Genomic DNA, 14,967 nt, shown 5'->3' with positions numbered 1-14,967 from the left:
CTCACCCTAGCCCTCTCCCTGGGGAGAGGGAACTAGATTGCGATTCTTTAATACACTCCTATGCAAATCCGTCTGCAAACTTTTACCGTTCACAAGCGTTTTGCCCTAACGATCAGCCGAGGCACAACCAGCCAATCCACTAATTTATTTCTACGGATTGAACACGACGGCATTGAGGGCTGGGGGGAAGCCTCCCCATTTTCCATCGGAGAACAGTCCCAATCGATCGACCAAATTGCCCGATCGCTACAACGGATCACGCCCCTACTAGCCCCCTACAGTCCCTTGGAACGACAAAGCCTCGATCGGGTGATGGAGGATGCGGGGGTGCCCTCGGCGGCACGATCGGCGTTGGATTTGGCGCTGCATGACTGGCTGGGTAAAAAGGCGGGTTTACCCCTATGGCAATTGTTGGGCTTAAACCGCGATCGCATTGTGCCCACGTCGGTGACGATCGGAATTAGCACACCGGAAGCCGCCCAGGAACGGGTGCGCCATTGGTTGCAGTTCAACCGGGAAATTCGGGTGCTGAAGGTGAAGCTGGGCAGTCCGGCGGGAATCGAGGCCGATCGGGCGATGCTGTTGGCGGTGAAGGCGGCGGCTCCACACATCCAGCAGATCAGTATTGATGCTAATGGCGGTTGGCAGTTGGCCGATGCGATCGCCATGGCGGGATGGCTGGCGGATCAGGGCATTACCTACCTGGAGCAGCCGTTACCCAAGGGCCATGAGGGGGATCTGCTGGAGCTCTATCGTCAGTCGCCGTTGCCGATTTTTGTGGATGAGAGTTGTTTTACCAGTCGGGATATTTTGCCCCTGGCCGATCGGGTGCATGGGGTGAATATCAAGCTCAATAAGTGCGGGGGGCTGTCGGAAGCGTTACGGATGATCCACACAGCCAAAGCAGCGGGATTGAAGGTCATGTTTGGTTGCTATTCCGATAGCAGTTTGATGAATACGGCGTTGGCCCACCTGTCACCCTTGGCGGATCATTTGGATTTGGATAGTCACCTGAATTTGAAGGATGATCCGTTTGTGGGAGCAAGTTTCCAGAATGGTTGTCTGTTACCCAATTTGCAGCCCGGTCTAGGTGTCACCATTCGCGGCACGGCATAGGGCATTTAATGATGGACTACCCATACACCATCGCGATCGCATACACCATCGTGATCGATCGAGGTGTCGCTGTAGCCACTGCCCTGCCTGAAGGAGTAATGCCAGAGTGACTTGCTGGAGTGACTTGTCAGCGTTGACTTCCCAGCGTTGATTTCCCAGCATTAATTTTCCCGAGTTGGCTAGAAATTTTTGTCTACAAATTCCTTGTCTACAAATTCCGCTGAAACTCTTCCAGCAGATCGAGCAAATTTACCTGGCATTGCATCGGCAACAGATCGCTCAAGGGCAGTTCCCGCTTGCCCCCACCGACCTTCACAGAAATTTGCTGCAAAACCTGGGTGACTGCACTTTCATCCACCCTACCGCTTTCCAGAAGGGGAAACAGTTGCTCCGCCAACACGGTATGCAACTTAGCCTCTGCTAGGTAAAGGTGCCACTTGGCGATATCGATGTAAATATTTTCACCAATCTCCGCAGCAAGGGATTCGATCGCCTGCGATGAATTGCGTGCCATAGGCTCTACTCCTTATTCAGCAAGAGAGAATTTAGCGAGCGAGTCCAGAATGTAGCATCCTGAACCGCAAAAATCTTCAATAACCTGAGACTGGTTCGGTGAACTAAGACTCATTCAGTGAATGAATTAGGCGAACGAATGAGTCCCATGGACAAATCCCGAGGGTTAGGAATCCTTAGGAGCATCGCTGTAGTCGGCGATCGTAAACACGTAAACACCATGGCCGACTAAAACTAAACCCCATAGGCCCGTCAGCCAAAGTGTCCAAGGCCAATCGGCATACTGCACCTGTCGCACAAACCATACGCCAGAATTCACCGCAAGAAAGCCAGCAACATGGGTGGCAAACGTCACACGATCGTCGAGCTTGCGATACTCCGGATCTTGACGAGTGGGAACACGAGACCAACGGGGAGGCATAGGGATCCACCAAACAATAATTTCAACAAAACCTGAATCCTTCCATAGTACACACACATAGTACGCACAGGGGTCCTAGGGCGATCGCCCCAACCAAGTTCGCCCCAATCAAGTTCGCCCCAACCAAGTTCGCCCCAGCCCCCTTTGACCAAACGCCCCCTTCACACTGCCGCCCCTGAGCGATCGAATACAGGAGAGACCTTGGTCATACCCTGATGATTCATGTCATAACCCGATGATTCATCAAACAATGATTAAGTTAGATGGGTGGCTACTAGGGAATTTCAGTTTGAGCGTTTAGAATTGCCAATATAGCTTTTATAAAACTGGGCATAGCTGCGGTGGTAAGGCGATTCCTGCGACAAAAAGGGTTGGTGCCTCGAAATACACATCTGGTCGTGAAAGTTTTTCCAGATGAAGTATCTGCATTTCAAGCTTACCGATTGTTGAACTATCACGGAATTTCTCCCGAACATTTAACGATCGTAGGTGAAGGGTATAGCCGCCCTGAGCGAATTGGCCTCTTGCGTCCAATTCAGATCATTGTGCGGAAGGCCGTGGGCTGGGCGATCGTCAGCGCGATCGTGGGAACCGTCGTTGCCACGGCCTTATTCTGGCTGATTCACAGTCAACTCGAAGCCCTAGCATTCCTGCGCCAACCCAGTTGGGCCATGGTGGGATCCTCGATGATGATTATTCCCATGGTGGGCTTTTCCAGCGGACTGTTAGGCGCTGCGATCGGAACTTTTTTAGGAGCCTTTGGCGGGGGAACCGTCGCTAGCTTGTATCGCCACCACATCAGCCGAGGCCATTATTTACTCCTGATGGAAGGCTCCGAAAATCTAGTGCGGTGGGGCCAAGAAGTTCTGGGACATTACTCAACCTCTCGCCTGTATTGAATCCTGCTTGGGGATTGAATCCTGCTTGGGTATAGTAGACGACACAACCTCCTAAAGGGAGGATGGAAACAGTCCATCGTCACCACTATGTCTAGTCGTAATCTATCTCCTGAGTTCCCGCCATCTGAGTTTAATGACATCGATCGACAATATCTCCAACGGTGCTTAGACCTTGCCAAACAAGCCTTGGGAAAAACCGCACCTAACCCTCTCGTGGGTTCTGTCATTGTCAAGCACGGAGTGGTGGTGGGGGAAGGGTTTCATCCACGGGCGGGAGACCCCCATGCTGAAGTCTTTGCCCTGCGACAGGCGGGAGACCAAGCCCAGGGAGCGACGCTCTACGTTAATTTGGAACCCTGTAGCCATTTTGGTCGGACACCGCCCTGTGCCGATGCGATCGTGGCGGCAGGATTGCATCGGGTGGTGATTGGCATGGAAGATCCCAACCCCCAGGTGGCGGGACGGGGCATTGCCAAGCTGCGAGAGGCGGGCATTGAAGTCGTTGTGGGGGTGGAAGCTGCCGCCTGCCAGGAATTGAACGAAGCGTTTGCGCATCGTATTTTGCACCATCAGCCCTTTGGGATTTTGAAGTATGCCATGACGATCGATGGCAAAATTGCCACCACGACGGGGCACAGTGCTTGGATTACGGGGCCAGCCGCACGGCAAAAAGTCCATCAACTGCGATCGGCCTGTGATGCGGTCATTATCGGCGGCAACACCGTTCGTCAAGATAATCCCAACCTGACCACCCACGGCCTCACGGATCACAATCCCCTGCGCGTGGTGATGAGTCGCACCTTGGATCTGCCGACGATCGCCAATTTGTGGCAGACGGACATCGCTCCTACCCTGGTCTTTACCCAAATTGGCGCAAATCCTGAGGTCAATGACAAACTACAAGCCCAGGGCGTAGAAGTGATTGCCCTAGCGGACTTAAGCCCCGCCGCAGTCATGCAAAATTTGTACGATCGGGGTTGTATGCAGGTGTTGTGGGAATGTGGTGGCACCTTGGCGGCACGGGCGATCGCCGATCGGGCTGTCCAAAAAGTCTGGGCCTTCATTGCCCCCAAAATCATTGGCGGCGTCAATGCACCGACCCCCGTGGGCGATTTGGGCTTCCAAGCAATGACCCAAGCGCTACAACTGGAAAAACTGCGACTACAATCAATTGACACCGATTGGTTGATTGAAGGATATGTTAAATTCTAGTTCGCAATCAATTTCGCACTTAATTTCGTAATCAATGGTTTCGCAATCAATGGTTTCGCAATCAATGATTTTGCAATCAATGTGGTCTGCATGGGTGTAAGGGCAGGATGGGCGAACTGGCTCTACTAAGTTTATTGATGGGGAGCCTTGGGCTACAGGGCCTCGTTTTGGGTCTCGGACTGCGGTGGCAGCAACTCAAGGAACGTCAAGATTGGACCGAAGAAGAGCAATTAACGCCCTATGATTCCAAAACTACGATCGATCCGATGGATGAAAATGTTGTGACGAAAGCTCAAAAGGGCAGCACAGACCCTCGACTGGTGGGGTGGGAATTTAAAATTGTGCGGGCTTACCAGGATGTGTTTCGGGATCCCAAGGTGCTGCAAAAATTGTGCGAAGAAGAAGGATATGCCGGTTGGATTTTGTTAGAAAAGCTCGACGATCGACGAGTCCGGTTTAAGCGTCCGATCGCGATGCGGGAAGTGGTGAAGTCTGAGCTACTGCCCATTGATCCCTATCGGAGTGTCTACGGTAAACCCGCGAATTTGAAATGGGCTACCGTCGCAGGAATTGGCCTGATTCTTTTGATTCTGCCGGCCTATCTAGGGTTTGTCTTAGTTTCCAGTACGCTGCGATCGTCCCAATCCCAGCCACCCATCGATCTTCCGCCAACTAGTCCGTCTACCAACTAGCGCCGAATCACCGACTTCTGAACAGCCCTCGATAAGCGCTTTTGAATCGCAATGGAGAGAACCTAGACCGCACAACCAGTGCAAACGACTACACTGAACGGCTCAGCGCCATGTGTGGTATGCGTTGTCCCGCTAGATCACGAATTAAAGGAATTTTTGACTGAATATAATGGCCCACCATGGAAGCTTCTTCAGCATTCAGGGATTGTTCTGCTCGAAATTGCTTGAGCAGCCATTGTACGAGGGAAGCATCATCTAGATTGAGAAGCAGCGTGGCCTGATTCATTTCCACCAGAGACCACAGTTGTCGAAGCATTGTAGGTGTCATGGTAACTCTTAGCAAAAGCTTAAGAAAATAGGTGACTTTCTTAAGATACCTAGCTGACATGGTAATCGAACAGCTTAGTAACAAGGCGATACAAGAGTTACAAAAAAGACATAAAACTGGGGGGAGTGATACGGAAATGGCGGTTGTTCTTAGTTAACGCTTAACTCAAGATTGGGCGTTTCCACTGAGGATTTCATTAGGATCAGGGTGTACCGCTTGACAGCAAGCATTTTCTTCTAGGTAAGTTTCAGCAACAGGCGCAATACTTAAGCAATAGGCGCAGCATTATGGTGCTGAATCCATCCAGAGTCAATCATGCCGCGTCAGCCCCCGATCGCCTCCGACAGACCCTCTGGTTGATTGTAGCCATTTGGGTGATAGGGGGGATTGGACACTTCACAATCCTCAAAGAATGGGGCTGCCCCTAGGGGTGATCAATGGTTGGCTCATCCTCAAAACCCAAAATCTCTGGGGAGGCGTCATGCTACACCTGATCACCATGGGAGCCATGGTGATCGGGATGGGACTTATCTAGTCTTAGGAGCCATGGACTCAGGTGCAACAAGATTGCAGCCGTAGAGTCACAGCAGCGCAATTAATCGCAGCAAATTGGCTGAAGGGCTAGCGTCCAGCGTAGGCTGCCATGGGTTCCTTAATAAACCGAATATACAGGTGTTTAAACGTAGACTTGATGACCCGAGGTGCCCCAAAGTCGATCGGCATCATGTTAACGGGTAACTGCCAATCGGCAATTTGGAGTTCCTTGGGTGTCATCAAGGGAAACGCGATCGCCTCAAGTTCAGGACAGAGACCCAATCGCCGGGACGCTCGAATCGTTGGCACGAGCGCTGGATCAACTTGCACGATGTCTAAAATGGCCCGATCGAGGGCAAATACATCGGCGGATGCGCCCAAAATGCCCAGTTCTTTCGGTTCACCGCCACTGGGGCCGTTGCCTTCATGGCCCAAAATTCCATCGACGATCGTCAGGTCAGGACTAATGACCCGTGCCGTTTCCACTAACATATCTCCGAAGCGATCGGCATCTTTGCCCGCTTCCATATGCCACCAGGCTTTCATCTTACCGGGAACACAGCCAAACAGATTTTTGACCCCCATGGTCATGGTGAGCTGAACGTGGGATTTGACCTTCGGTAGGTTAATCACCACATCCGCATCCATGGCTTCCTTCGACAACAACAAATGGTTAAATTCCTGACTCACCGTTTCATAGCGTTTGCCCTTGAATTCGATGATCGGAACTTTGAGGTCTTCAATCAGCGAGGCATAGCCGCTGGCCTTAGCAACCCCTAGTGCACTGCCAAAGGCGGGGCCATCGCCTAAAAAGGGCTGTCCGCCCGCTTCCAAAACCATTTGTGCGACACAATAGGCCACCTCTGGTCGAGTCACACATTCTTTCGTAGGCCGAGCGCCCGTCAGGAGATTGGGCTTTAGGAGAACCCGATCGCCGGACTTGACAAAGTTTGAGATGCCACCCAAGGGATCCAGCAGGGTTTCCAGGCTGTGGCGTAGCTGCTGGTGATTGTAGGACGTTACACGAAGGAGACTGACAGAAGGCTGCATCTTAACACTCTCAACCGAGTCGGTAAAACTGCCTTCTATTAAAACTTGGATATTAAGAATCCAGCAAGGACACCGGGCAAGTTGCAGTAGAGAGGGACAAGGAGGCTAGGGAACGATCGAGTCAAACTCGCCACGCCCGTTGTTCTGACCAGACTTTGTCGATGCACCAGGAAGTATCTTTATCAGGATTCAGCTGCTGAGTTTGCTCCAGCAACTGTTGTAACTGGGAGCTATCGCCATGGAGCCAGTTCAATAGTTCGGTGACTTTGCGCTGGGTCATTTGTTTGACGGATTGCATAGGTGTTTCCTCTAGTAGTGGTTTAAAAAAATTTAGGCTTTTCCTTGGGATCAAGTAATTGCCTATAGAAATAGAGTGCCCCGAAGATCCCAGAACTGCAATGGGATCAAGTTAAGTTTTTGTTAAAAGAAATGTGATTTTCTAGAGAAAAGTATCGATCAAGTTATCCACGCCATAACGAATGGGATCACTACAAGGTAACCCTGTCGATTGTTGGACGCGATCGATTTCGATTTTCGCCTCCTCATCGGATAAGTGAATTGTATTGAGTGCAACACTAACAACCTTTGCGGAATTAAACGAACCACCAGCAAATGCAACGGACTCGTATAATTCTATTACATTCTGCAACGGTGGAATGGGGGTATCTGGGAACGTCCTAATATGCGTCTGCCCAGCCCGGTGTACCAAAACTAAATGGGTTGGCTGACTTCCCCGCATTAAGGGCAGGGTTGCAGTCGAAGCCGGATTTAATAATGATCCCTGACCTTCGACCAATAAGATGTCGTGGTGGTTACCAAATTTCAAAACCAGTTGTTCCACTGCGCCGGAGGCAAAATCCACCCGCACCGCATCTAAAGGAATGCCTTCCCCAGAAATCATAATGCCCGCCTGCCCCGTTCCGAGAAACTTGGAGTTGAGTCCCCGTTGGCGACAGGCCCGATCGAGTTGCAGGCTGGTGGACATTTTACCGACACTCATATCCGTCCCGACGGTCAGAACCCGACGACAGGAAAGGTAGCGAGCCGCTCCGCGACCTACGGCCAAGCCGGGGGGTTCCTGGCGCATGTCCCAAATGAGTTGCCCCGGTTGTAGCAGAGGGCTGAGGTCAGGATGAGCGGCCATGGGCGTATGCAGGCCATTGGCGATCGAGCAACCCGCCGCGACTGCTTGGTGGATCTCTTGGAACCAGCTTTCGGGTAAGGCCCCACCGGAGGGCGCAATGCCGATCGCCAACCAATCAGGCTGGTAGGCCATGGCTTCGGCAGCGGACGCGACGATCGGGCCATCCCAAGGAATTCCCGTCAGTTGGGCAAAGGATTGCCCTGCGGTTTGGCTGTCAATGACCACGGCAATCTGTTCGGGGCGATAGCGGATGAGAGCCAATCCCGTTTTTCCATGGGTGCCACGAATCCCTTCATGGAGGAGAACCGCAATCCGGCGATCGGGGCTAGCAAAGCAAGACAGGTCGGACATAGCAAGCGGAGGCGTTAATTTGACTAGGGATTGCTAATTTGAGGGATTGCTAATTTGAGGGATTGCTAATTTAAGAGATTAGTGTAGGGGCCATTTCAGGAGGGAATTTTAGGTATCCCCTAGGTACCCCCTAGGTATTCCCTAGGTGCCCCCCTTGCCTTAGCCTAATTGTCTCAGCCTATCGCAATTCTCCGTGCCTGTTGGGAAAATCCATGCTAAAACCGATCGCCATGGGTATTCTTAAGTTGCCTCCTACAGCGAAGGCGATTCACCTTTTCCATTACCCCGTCACATATCCACCTGGCGAAGTCTGATGTCACTAAAAAATTTAGTCTTTCTTGGGCTACTAGCCTTTATTCCAATTTCGATCGCAGCTCATTTCCTCCACTGGGGCTCGTTAGTGGTCTTCTTGACGGCGGGAGCAGCGATTCTTCCTCTGGCCGCTTGGATGGGAACCGCGACAGAGGAAATTGCGGTGGTCGCAGGGCCGACCCTCGGGGGGCTATTGAACGCCACCTTTGGCAACGCGACGGAACTGATTATTGCGATCGTTGCCCTCAATGCAGGCTTGATCGACGTGGTAAAAGCGAGTTTAACCGGGTCGATCATTGGCAACCTTCTACTGGTCATGGGGCTGTCCATGCTCCTCGGGGGGCTGCGCTATAAGGAACAGGAATTCCAGCCGGTGGTGGCGCGGGTCAATGCATCGTCGATGAACTTGGCGGTGATTGCCTTGCTGCTGCCGACGGCGGTGAACTACACGTCTGCCGGAATTGATGAGGTCACGATTCAAAAGCTCTCCGTGGCCGTGGCGATCGTGTTGATTGGGGTCTATGGGTTGACCCTGTTATTCTCCATGAAAACCCATACCTATCTGTATGACGCAGCTACGGTGGAAGAGAGCGCGATCGAGATGGCCGAAGCGAGTCTTGCGGGGGAATCAGAAGGCCACCAACCCAATCTGCCGCTTTGGACGTTTGTCTTGTTCTGCTGCACGATCGGCGTCGCGATCGAGTCGGAGTTGCTGGTGGATAGCCTGGAAGAAGCAACTTCGATGCTGGGGCTGACGGCATTGTTTACCGGGGTGATCTTGTTGCCGATTATTGGTAACGCCGCAGAACACGCCACTGCCGTCACCGTCGCTATGAAGGACAAAATGGATTTGTCACTCTCCGTAGCAGTTGGATCCAGCCTACAGATTGCGCTGTTTGTAGCTCCGGTGCTGGTAATTGCGGGCTGGTTCCTGGGGCAGCCCATGGATTTGAACTTTAATCCCTTTGAACTGGTGGCTGTAGCCGTAGCCGTGCTGATTACGAACTCCATCAGTTCCGATGGTAAATCTAACTGGCTAGAGGGGACACTTTTGCTGGCAGCCTATGCAGTCTTAGGCTTAGCGTTTTATTTCCATCCGGTGGTTCCGGGCATGGGTTAATCATTGGCTAGGCAGTCCGCTCATCCCACGCCTGCCTAGCAACCGACTCCCTAAAATTCATTGCATAATCATAGGGACAGGGCGATCGCTCTGTCCCTTTTTTTAGCGTTAGGCGGAGTGAATCCACCATGGCAACTGACAAAGTGTTTGAAGTCCAAAAAACAGAGGCGGAGTGGCAGCAACTTCTGACGCCGGAGCAGTTTCGGGTTCTCCGTAAACATGGCACCGAGCGGGCCGGAACCAGTCCGTTAGATAAAACCTATGAACCCGGTACCTATGCTTGCTCTGGCTGTGGGCAAGACCTATTCACTTCGGATACTAAGTTCAACAGCGGGACGGGTTGGCCAAGCTTCTATGCTCCGATCGAAGGGGCGATCGAGACTTCAGTCGATCGATCGTTCTTTATGACGCGGGTCGAAGTCCATTGCAGCCGTTGCGGGGGACACCTCGGCCATGTGTTTCCCGATGGGCCAAAGCCGACGGGACAGCGGTATTGTATGAATGGCGTGTCGCTTGAGTTTAAGCCAGCCAATCCCTAGGACTGGGCGATCGCTCAGTCGAATTAAGCAATTCAGCACGGGCGATCGGGTTGATTGCGGCTTCATTGCCCAACCTATCATCTTCCTTTGGAAGAATCCACGGATTGCGGCAGAGTAATTGCGGCAGAAATCAGAAAAAGGGACATCGATTCGATGTCCCTTTGTTGTGCAAGTTGTGCAAGATGAAAATGCTGTGAGAATTGCTTAGACTTGCTGCATCAAGACGTTCTACATGACCTTATCAAGGTAGTAATAGATACAGAGGTGCTCGGTTGAATGATGACTGAGTAAAGCAATGGTAGGGAACGACAGACTGACAAAGGTTTCAGGAACTCAGCGGACTGGTGTTTGGCACTTTGACCACTCCATTTACCACTTAATTAGGTTTTGCACTTGGCCACCTCGGCGCTGCATATCCAACATTTCCACTTGAGTTTTGTTATTGTCACGATTCATGTTAACTTCCGCGTCAATTCGTTTCCGAGAGGTTTCATTGTTGGTGTTGTTGATTTGAATATCCGTTCGGTTGTTGTCTGCATTCATTTCGGATGCTTTTTGCGATTTGAACATATCAGCCATTGCCGCGTTATTGGAATCGCAATTGCTGACTTTGCCAACCACAACGGTGGAAGAACTCTTATCGCTGAAGGAGGAAGAGGTACCTTTGTTTAGGTTACTGAAGGCACTCTTGCCGCTGAAGGCACTGGATTGATTGGAGCTAGAGGATTTACTGTCGGCAGAGCTGCCATTGCCATTGGCACCAACAATACCAAAGACGCTGAAACCACCGCCACCACCGGCTTTGCTGCTAGAATTGCTTGATTTGCTGCTGTTGGAGTTACTGGAAGAAGCGCTGTTGCCAGACTTAGACAAGTCCCAGGTACGATCGCTCTTATTCACATTATTTTGAATATTATTTCCCAGAGCGACATCGCCAGTGCTGCATTGAACTTTACCCACCATTTGGCTAGCAAGATCATCAGCTTTGGCAGTGGGAACAAAGGCTGCAAACAGGGTAGAAGCAATCACGAGGGAGGAGGTCAGTTGAGCAAGTTTCATTGCGAATTTCCTTGAATGTTTGGGTCTATTGGAAGATTGTGTGGAGGGGTTAACCTCTGACATCTTCTCGATAGGGAAGACCCGATCGATTTATGCAAGGCGATCGCTTCAGCTCCTTCGTAGGCGGCGATGGCTTACCCCTCCCTAGGCAGTGAAGCATAGAAACGTTGCGTATTTCTCCGTAGTCAGCTGTTTGACGCAATTCGGCTAGCCAATTCAGATCGCGTCCAACGCTAGTTTCAAGGATTCCGGGTTTCACAAAGTTTAAGCTGATAGATCTCAAAACTCCGGCGTGACTCTTAAACTCTAAGTTTTGTGCCAACAATCAAGCGGATGCAGCGTGGAAAACAGCATAATAGGCCCTGGATGCTGCATCATTAGGCAACTCAGTCGATAAAATCAACGCCTCCTAAAAATCAACGCCGCGCTTGAGATCCACGCCGCGTGCTGCGTAATGCTTGTGACAGACCATTTCGGAATGGACACTGGCTAGATCGAAATAGGCGGGATGATTTTTGCAACGCCCAGTGATGATCACCTCGGTATCCTTGGGCTTGCGCAACAACGCCTGCACGATCGGTTCCTCAGGCAACAACTCCAGATCGATCGTGGGGTTTAACTCATCCAAAATAATCGTTTTATACATCCCCGACGCGATCGCGGACTTGGCAATTTCCCAGCCCCGCTCCGCCTCCACATAATCAATATCCTGCTGCTGCCCCCGCCAAACGATCGCATCCCGCCCCGATCGTTGATGGTCTACTAAATTGGGGTAACTTTGGCGCAGGGCTTGAATCGCACTGTCCTCTGTGTAACCCACGCCACCCTTGAGCCACTGCATGATCAGCACCCGGTGGGACTTGTCCTGACTGATGCCTCGCCCGATCGCCTGCAACGCCTTGCCCAACGCACTGGTTGATTTCCCCTTTCCTTCCCCGGTGTAAATCTCAATCCCGGTAATGCCTTGCCCTTCCGGTAGCGTGTGGTAGTGCGGCTTCATTTCCGAATGGAGATCAGCAATATCCACCAGCGCCTGGGGTGCCCCCCGACCCGTCGCAATAATTTCCATATGCTCCGGTTTGCGTTTCAGCGTCCGCACCACCTCATCCACGGGCAGCAGTCCCAAATCCAGCACCGGATTCAGTTCATCCATCACCACCACGGAATACAGCCCCGACGCGATCGCGCCCTTAGCCACATCCCAGCCCCGTTGCGCTTCTAGGCGATCGAACTTGGTGATCTCCTCAGCCCCAAAGAATTCTGCCCGCCCCGTACGCACCTGGTCGATCAAGTGGGGAAAGCCCCGTTGCAGAGCCTCGATCGCGGCATCTTCGTCGTAGGTACGCCCCGGCCCCTTCAAAAACCGCAACAATAATACCCGCGTTTGGGAAAAGGTCTGGATGCCTAGGCCGATCGATCGCAGCACCACCCCCAAGGCTGCCTGGGACTTCCCTTTGCCCGCCCCGTCATAGACATGGATCTGCCCGACCAGTCGTTCCGTCCGATCCTGTGCTGTACGAATGCCAATGCCTGTCCGAACCATAGGTCTATTAACGAGAAGGGCCAACGAAAGGGAAAATTCAGAACCGTCGCATTCTGAGAAAGATTGCTCAGTCGGCTAGAGCAAGAGGTTCCCAAGCCGGAGGAAGGCTCAGAGAATTAGGCGAAACCGACCAGAGCAAGGGTGATTGGAAATGTGAGCATATCTTAGCGAACTTTTGCGTTTTGGAACAGGATTTTATTGAAATCAACACTAGATATAGTGTCTATTTTGCCAACCCAGGACAGAAGTAGGTGTTGTAGGCGTGAACGTTGCAGGCATGAACGTTGCAGCGGGGACGGTACACGATGATGGCCACAGGCAGGCAAATGCCAGCCAAACCCAGGTTTATCCTGAAGCTAAGCCCCGATCGGTGAAACCAGAGGATAGGTCATTTCGCCCCTTGTGTCCTACCGGTGGGGAATCACGGGTTGAAAGCTTGAAAGCAGGGTTGGCAATAACCTGTTGGCAATAACCTGTTGGCAATAACCGTTGCAGGGAACAATTTGGACGATTGTCATTTCAACAATCAACAGTAGCGTGCTCCAGCGTCTGTTCTATCACTTGCCCCAGCCGTTGAATTCTCCCATTCACCGCCTGCGATCGAGTTCCTAAGCAGAGAAAAAGGATCCTTGTAGACTGGAGAGCAATCTATCCAGAGTGATCAACATGGATCCCGGCTGCCTAGCAAGTACCGCTGCCTAGCTCGCTTAAATCTTCTTTCTCCTGATTGATCGTGCACTTCTGTAGATACCCATGAGCGTCTTCTCCTCCCTTCCCTTGCTCCATCCTTCAGCGTCCCGCCGTTCCCATCGGTCTACCTCATTGGGGCGATCGCGTCTTCGGCTGCGATGGCTGTGGCCCATCCTCTTTCTACTGTCCTGGGGGATTGTCCTGCTGTCAGGGATACCCGCGATCGCCCAGTTGGACGCTTTTCCCATCGCGCCGCCGCCCCAAGCCCCCCGGCAGGAAATTCGGGGCGTGTGGATGACCCTGAACGACATGGACATCATGCAGGATCGCCAACGCACCCAAGACGCCATGGGTAAACTCAGCAGCCTCCACTTCAACACGATCTATCCCGTTATCTGGAATTCAGGCTATGTCATGTATACCAGTCCCCTCGCCCAGCAGATGGGGATCCAGCCCTTCCAATACCGAGGATCCGACGGTCACGATATTTTGCAAGATGTGGTGAACCAAGCTCACCGTCAGGGCCTGTTAGTGATCCCCTGGTTTGAGTTTGGGTTTATGACACCGGAAACTTCGGAACTCGCCCTAGCCCATCCCGACTGGCTCACCCAAAAACGCGACGGCAGCCAAACCTCCGTGGGGCCTGCGGGGGAAGTGGCTTGGCTCAATCCCTTCCATCCTGAGGTGCAACAGTTCATCACCCAGTTGGTAATGGAAGTGATGCAGCAATACGACGTAGACGGGATCCAGTTCGATGACAATATGAGCCTACCCCGCGAGTTTGGCTACGATCGCTACACCATCGAACTCTACAAAAAAGAAACGAAAAAAGCCCCTCCCGCCAATCCCGCCGACGAAGCCTGGGTAAAGTGGCGGGCCGATAAGATCACCGCCTTCATGACCCAACTGAATCAGGCCGTCAAGGCGAAGAAAGCCCAAGCCATTTTCTCCGTCTCGCCCAACTACTACGACCACGCCTACAAGTTCCATCTCCAGGATTGGCTGAACTGGGTCCGTAAGGGGATCGTGGACGAATTGGTCATGCAGGTGTATCGATCGGACTTGCAAAGCTTTGCGGCTAAATTATCGCGTCCCGAAATTCAGGAAACCCAGAAAAAAATTCCCACCGCGATCGGGATCCTGACAGGTCTACGGAACAAACCCGTTTCCATCCAGCAAATTCAATCCCAGGTCTGGGCCTCGCAACAGGCGGGGCTGGGGGTCTCCTTCTTCTACTACGAAACCCTCTGGGATCAGTCACCGGATCCCTTGGCCGATCGTCTAGCAGGCTTTCAAGCACTGTTCCCAAATCCAGCCACCCGGATCGCCGGCTCAGCCACGCCATAAGCTTGCCTCCTGCCTATTAAGTGCCCATGGAATCCCTGGCAGGTTCCTCAACCACAGCCCTCGATCCGTTACTTGATCGAGGGCTATATTTTCTGGG

The 14,967-nt window shown here is 52.2% G+C and carries 18 protein-coding genes; 9 read left to right on the top strand and 9 right to left on the bottom strand.

All coding sequences use genetic code 11. The features are described 5' to 3' along the window. Positions 1 to 60: 60 nt before the first annotated feature. Positions 61 to 1,116, top strand: coding sequence for a dipeptide epimerase (locus H6G21_RS10450; protein WP_190573348.1), 1,056 nt, complete (start codon positions 61 to 63; stop codon positions 1,114 to 1,116). On the opposite strand, the gene H6G21_RS10445 is transcribed toward H6G21_RS10450, so the two are convergent. The 3 genes from H6G21_RS10445 to H6G21_RS10435 all read right to left on the bottom strand — a co-directional run bounded on the left by H6G21_RS10445 (position 1,087) and on the right by H6G21_RS10435 (position 2,050). Next, positions 1,087 to 1,278 (bottom strand): hypothetical protein, encoded by a 192-nt coding sequence (locus H6G21_RS10445; protein ID WP_190573347.1) that lies wholly within the window; start codon positions 1,276 to 1,278, stop codon positions 1,087 to 1,089. The genes H6G21_RS10450 and H6G21_RS10445 overlap by 30 nt on opposite strands. A 46-nt stretch (positions 1,279 to 1,324) precedes the next feature. Further along, positions 1,325 to 1,630: a DUF3181 family protein gene (locus tag H6G21_RS10440; protein ID WP_190573346.1), complete on the bottom strand. Its 306-nt coding sequence runs from the start codon at positions 1,628 to 1,630 to the stop codon at positions 1,325 to 1,327. A 165-nt stretch (positions 1,631 to 1,795) separates the two neighbouring features. Next, a complete protein-coding gene (locus H6G21_RS10435) occupies positions 1,796 to 2,050 on the bottom strand; it encodes a 2TM domain-containing protein (RefSeq protein WP_190573345.1) in 255 nt (84 codons plus the stop codon). Positions 2,051 to 2,448: 398 nt separating this feature from the next. Between H6G21_RS10435 and H6G21_RS10425 the strand changes: the two genes are divergently transcribed. The 3 genes from H6G21_RS10425 (at position 2,449) to H6G21_RS10415 (ending at position 4,853) form a co-directional block, all read left to right on the top strand. Next, on the top strand, positions 2,449 to 2,949 hold the full coding sequence (locus H6G21_RS10425) for a hypothetical protein (RefSeq protein ID WP_347278004.1): 501 nt from the start codon (positions 2,449 to 2,451) through the stop codon (positions 2,947 to 2,949). Positions 2,950 to 3,036: 87 nt separating this feature from the next. Next, entirely contained in the window at positions 3,037 to 4,161 is a 1,125-nt protein-coding gene (ribD, locus tag H6G21_RS10420; protein WP_190573342.1) for a bifunctional diaminohydroxyphosphoribosylaminopyrimidine deaminase/5-amino-6-(5-phosphoribosylamino)uracil reductase RibD, read from the top strand. Positions 4,162 to 4,268: 107 nt separating this feature from the next. Further along, a complete protein-coding gene (locus H6G21_RS10415) occupies positions 4,269 to 4,853 on the top strand; it encodes a hypothetical protein (protein WP_190573341.1) in 585 nt (194 codons plus the stop codon). An 88-nt stretch (positions 4,854 to 4,941) separates the two neighbouring features. On the opposite strand, the gene H6G21_RS10410 is transcribed toward H6G21_RS10415, so the two are convergent. After that, positions 4,942 to 5,181, bottom strand: coding sequence for a hypothetical protein (locus tag H6G21_RS10410; RefSeq protein ID WP_190573340.1), 240 nt, complete (start codon positions 5,179 to 5,181; stop codon positions 4,942 to 4,944). Positions 5,182 to 5,593: 412 nt separating this feature from the next. Here H6G21_RS10410 and H6G21_RS26005 point away from each other — a divergent pair, with 412 nt between their 5' ends. Beyond that, positions 5,594 to 5,716, top strand: coding sequence for a hypothetical protein (locus H6G21_RS26005; protein WP_277875277.1), 123 nt, complete (start codon positions 5,594 to 5,596; stop codon positions 5,714 to 5,716). An 86-nt stretch (positions 5,717 to 5,802) separates the two neighbouring features. Here the strand turns inward: H6G21_RS26005 and H6G21_RS10405 are convergent, their stop codons facing one another. From H6G21_RS10405 to H6G21_RS10395, 3 genes are all read right to left on the bottom strand, one after another. Beyond that, entirely contained in the window at positions 5,803 to 6,765 is a 963-nt protein-coding gene (locus H6G21_RS10405) for a DUF362 domain-containing protein (RefSeq protein WP_190573339.1), read from the bottom strand. Between the two features lie 121 nt (positions 6,766 to 6,886). Next, positions 6,887 to 7,063 (bottom strand): hypothetical protein, encoded by a 177-nt coding sequence (locus H6G21_RS10400; RefSeq protein ID WP_190573338.1) that lies wholly within the window; start codon positions 7,061 to 7,063, stop codon positions 6,887 to 6,889. A 141-nt stretch (positions 7,064 to 7,204) separates the two neighbouring features. Beyond that, positions 7,205 to 8,260, bottom strand: coding sequence for a DUF1611 domain-containing protein (locus H6G21_RS10395; RefSeq protein ID WP_190573337.1), 1,056 nt, complete (start codon positions 8,258 to 8,260; stop codon positions 7,205 to 7,207). Between the two features lie 313 nt (positions 8,261 to 8,573). Here H6G21_RS10395 and cax point away from each other — a divergent pair, with 313 nt between their 5' ends. Both cax and msrB read left to right on the top strand, forming a co-directional pair. Next, a complete protein-coding gene (gene cax, locus H6G21_RS10390) occupies positions 8,574 to 9,692 on the top strand; it encodes a calcium/proton exchanger (protein ID WP_190573336.1) in 1,119 nt (372 codons plus the stop codon). Between the two features lie 128 nt (positions 9,693 to 9,820). Next, positions 9,821 to 10,231, top strand: a complete 411-nt coding sequence (gene msrB, locus H6G21_RS10385; RefSeq protein WP_190573335.1) for a peptide-methionine (R)-S-oxide reductase MsrB — start codon at positions 9,821 to 9,823, stop codon at positions 10,229 to 10,231. Between the two features lie 369 nt (positions 10,232 to 10,600). On the opposite strand, the gene H6G21_RS10380 is transcribed toward msrB, so the two are convergent. Both H6G21_RS10380 and H6G21_RS10375 read right to left on the bottom strand, forming a co-directional pair. Next, positions 10,601 to 11,290, bottom strand: a complete 690-nt coding sequence (locus H6G21_RS10380) for a hypothetical protein (RefSeq protein WP_190573334.1) — start codon at positions 11,288 to 11,290, stop codon at positions 10,601 to 10,603. A 409-nt stretch (positions 11,291 to 11,699) separates the two neighbouring features. After that, positions 11,700 to 12,833, bottom strand: coding sequence for a cob(I)yrinic acid a,c-diamide adenosyltransferase (locus tag H6G21_RS10375; protein WP_190573333.1), 1,134 nt, complete (start codon positions 12,831 to 12,833; stop codon positions 11,700 to 11,702). Positions 12,834 to 13,095: 262 nt separating this feature from the next. Here H6G21_RS10375 and H6G21_RS10370 point away from each other — a divergent pair, with 262 nt between their 5' ends. Then, the gene (locus H6G21_RS10370) at positions 13,096 to 13,305 is read left to right on the top strand and encodes a hypothetical protein (RefSeq protein ID WP_190573332.1); all 210 of its coding nucleotides are present in this window, start codon (positions 13,096 to 13,098) and stop codon (positions 13,303 to 13,305) included. A gap of 281 nt (positions 13,306 to 13,586) precedes the next feature. Next, positions 13,587 to 14,870: a glycoside hydrolase family 10 protein gene (locus H6G21_RS10365; protein ID WP_190573331.1), complete on the top strand. Its 1,284-nt coding sequence runs from the start codon at positions 13,587 to 13,589 to the stop codon at positions 14,868 to 14,870. Positions 14,871 to 14,967 lie beyond the last annotated feature (97 nt).

It is taken from the genome of Alkalinema sp. FACHB-956 (assembly GCF_014697025.1).
Lineage (GTDB): Bacteria > Cyanobacteriota > Cyanobacteriia > Leptolyngbyales > Leptolyngbyaceae > Alkalinema.
The sequence above is the reverse complement of the archived record's forward strand: the minus strand, read 5'-3'. Positions and strand labels throughout refer to the sequence as shown.

What these genes read in the sequence shown, in the direction of transcription:
- H6G21_RS10450 (WP_190573348.1), top strand. Translation starts at nt 61, where the DNA reads ATGCAAATCCGTCTGCAAACTTTTACCGTTCACAAGCGTTTTGCCCTA.
- H6G21_RS10445 (WP_190573347.1), bottom strand. Translation starts at nt 1,278, where the DNA reads ATGCTGGGAAATCAACGCTGGGAAGTCAACGCTGACAAGTCACTCCAG.
- H6G21_RS10440 (WP_190573346.1), bottom strand. Translation starts at nt 1,630, where the DNA reads ATGGCACGCAATTCATCGCAGGCGATCGAATCCCTTGCTGCGGAGATT.
- H6G21_RS10435 (WP_190573345.1), bottom strand. Translation starts at nt 2,050, where the DNA reads ATGCCTCCCCGTTGGTCTCGTGTTCCCACTCGTCAAGATCCGGAGTAT.
- ribD (WP_190573342.1), top strand. Translation starts at nt 3,037, where the DNA reads ATGTCTAGTCGTAATCTATCTCCTGAGTTCCCGCCATCTGAGTTTAAT.
- H6G21_RS10415 (WP_190573341.1), top strand. Translation starts at nt 4,269, where the DNA reads ATGGGCGAACTGGCTCTACTAAGTTTATTGATGGGGAGCCTTGGGCTA.
- H6G21_RS10410 (WP_190573340.1), bottom strand. Translation starts at nt 5,181, where the DNA reads ATGACACCTACAATGCTTCGACAACTGTGGTCTCTGGTGGAAATGAAT.
- H6G21_RS26005 (WP_277875277.1), top strand. Translation starts at nt 5,594, where the DNA reads ATGGGGCTGCCCCTAGGGGTGATCAATGGTTGGCTCATCCTCAAAACC.
- H6G21_RS10405 (WP_190573339.1), bottom strand. Translation starts at nt 6,765, where the DNA reads ATGCAGCCTTCTGTCAGTCTCCTTCGTGTAACGTCCTACAATCACCAG.
- H6G21_RS10400 (WP_190573338.1), bottom strand. Translation starts at nt 7,063, where the DNA reads ATGCAATCCGTCAAACAAATGACCCAGCGCAAAGTCACCGAACTATTG.
- H6G21_RS10395 (WP_190573337.1), bottom strand. Translation starts at nt 8,260, where the DNA reads ATGTCCGACCTGTCTTGCTTTGCTAGCCCCGATCGCCGGATTGCGGTT.
- cax (WP_190573336.1), top strand. Translation starts at nt 8,574, where the DNA reads ATGTCACTAAAAAATTTAGTCTTTCTTGGGCTACTAGCCTTTATTCCA.
- msrB (WP_190573335.1), top strand. Translation starts at nt 9,821, where the DNA reads ATGGCAACTGACAAAGTGTTTGAAGTCCAAAAAACAGAGGCGGAGTGG.
- H6G21_RS10380 (WP_190573334.1), bottom strand. Translation starts at nt 11,290, where the DNA reads ATGAAACTTGCTCAACTGACCTCCTCCCTCGTGATTGCTTCTACCCTG.
- H6G21_RS10375 (WP_190573333.1), bottom strand. Translation starts at nt 12,833, where the DNA reads ATGGTTCGGACAGGCATTGGCATTCGTACAGCACAGGATCGGACGGAA.
- H6G21_RS10365 (WP_190573331.1), top strand. Translation starts at nt 13,587, where the DNA reads ATGAGCGTCTTCTCCTCCCTTCCCTTGCTCCATCCTTCAGCGTCCCGC.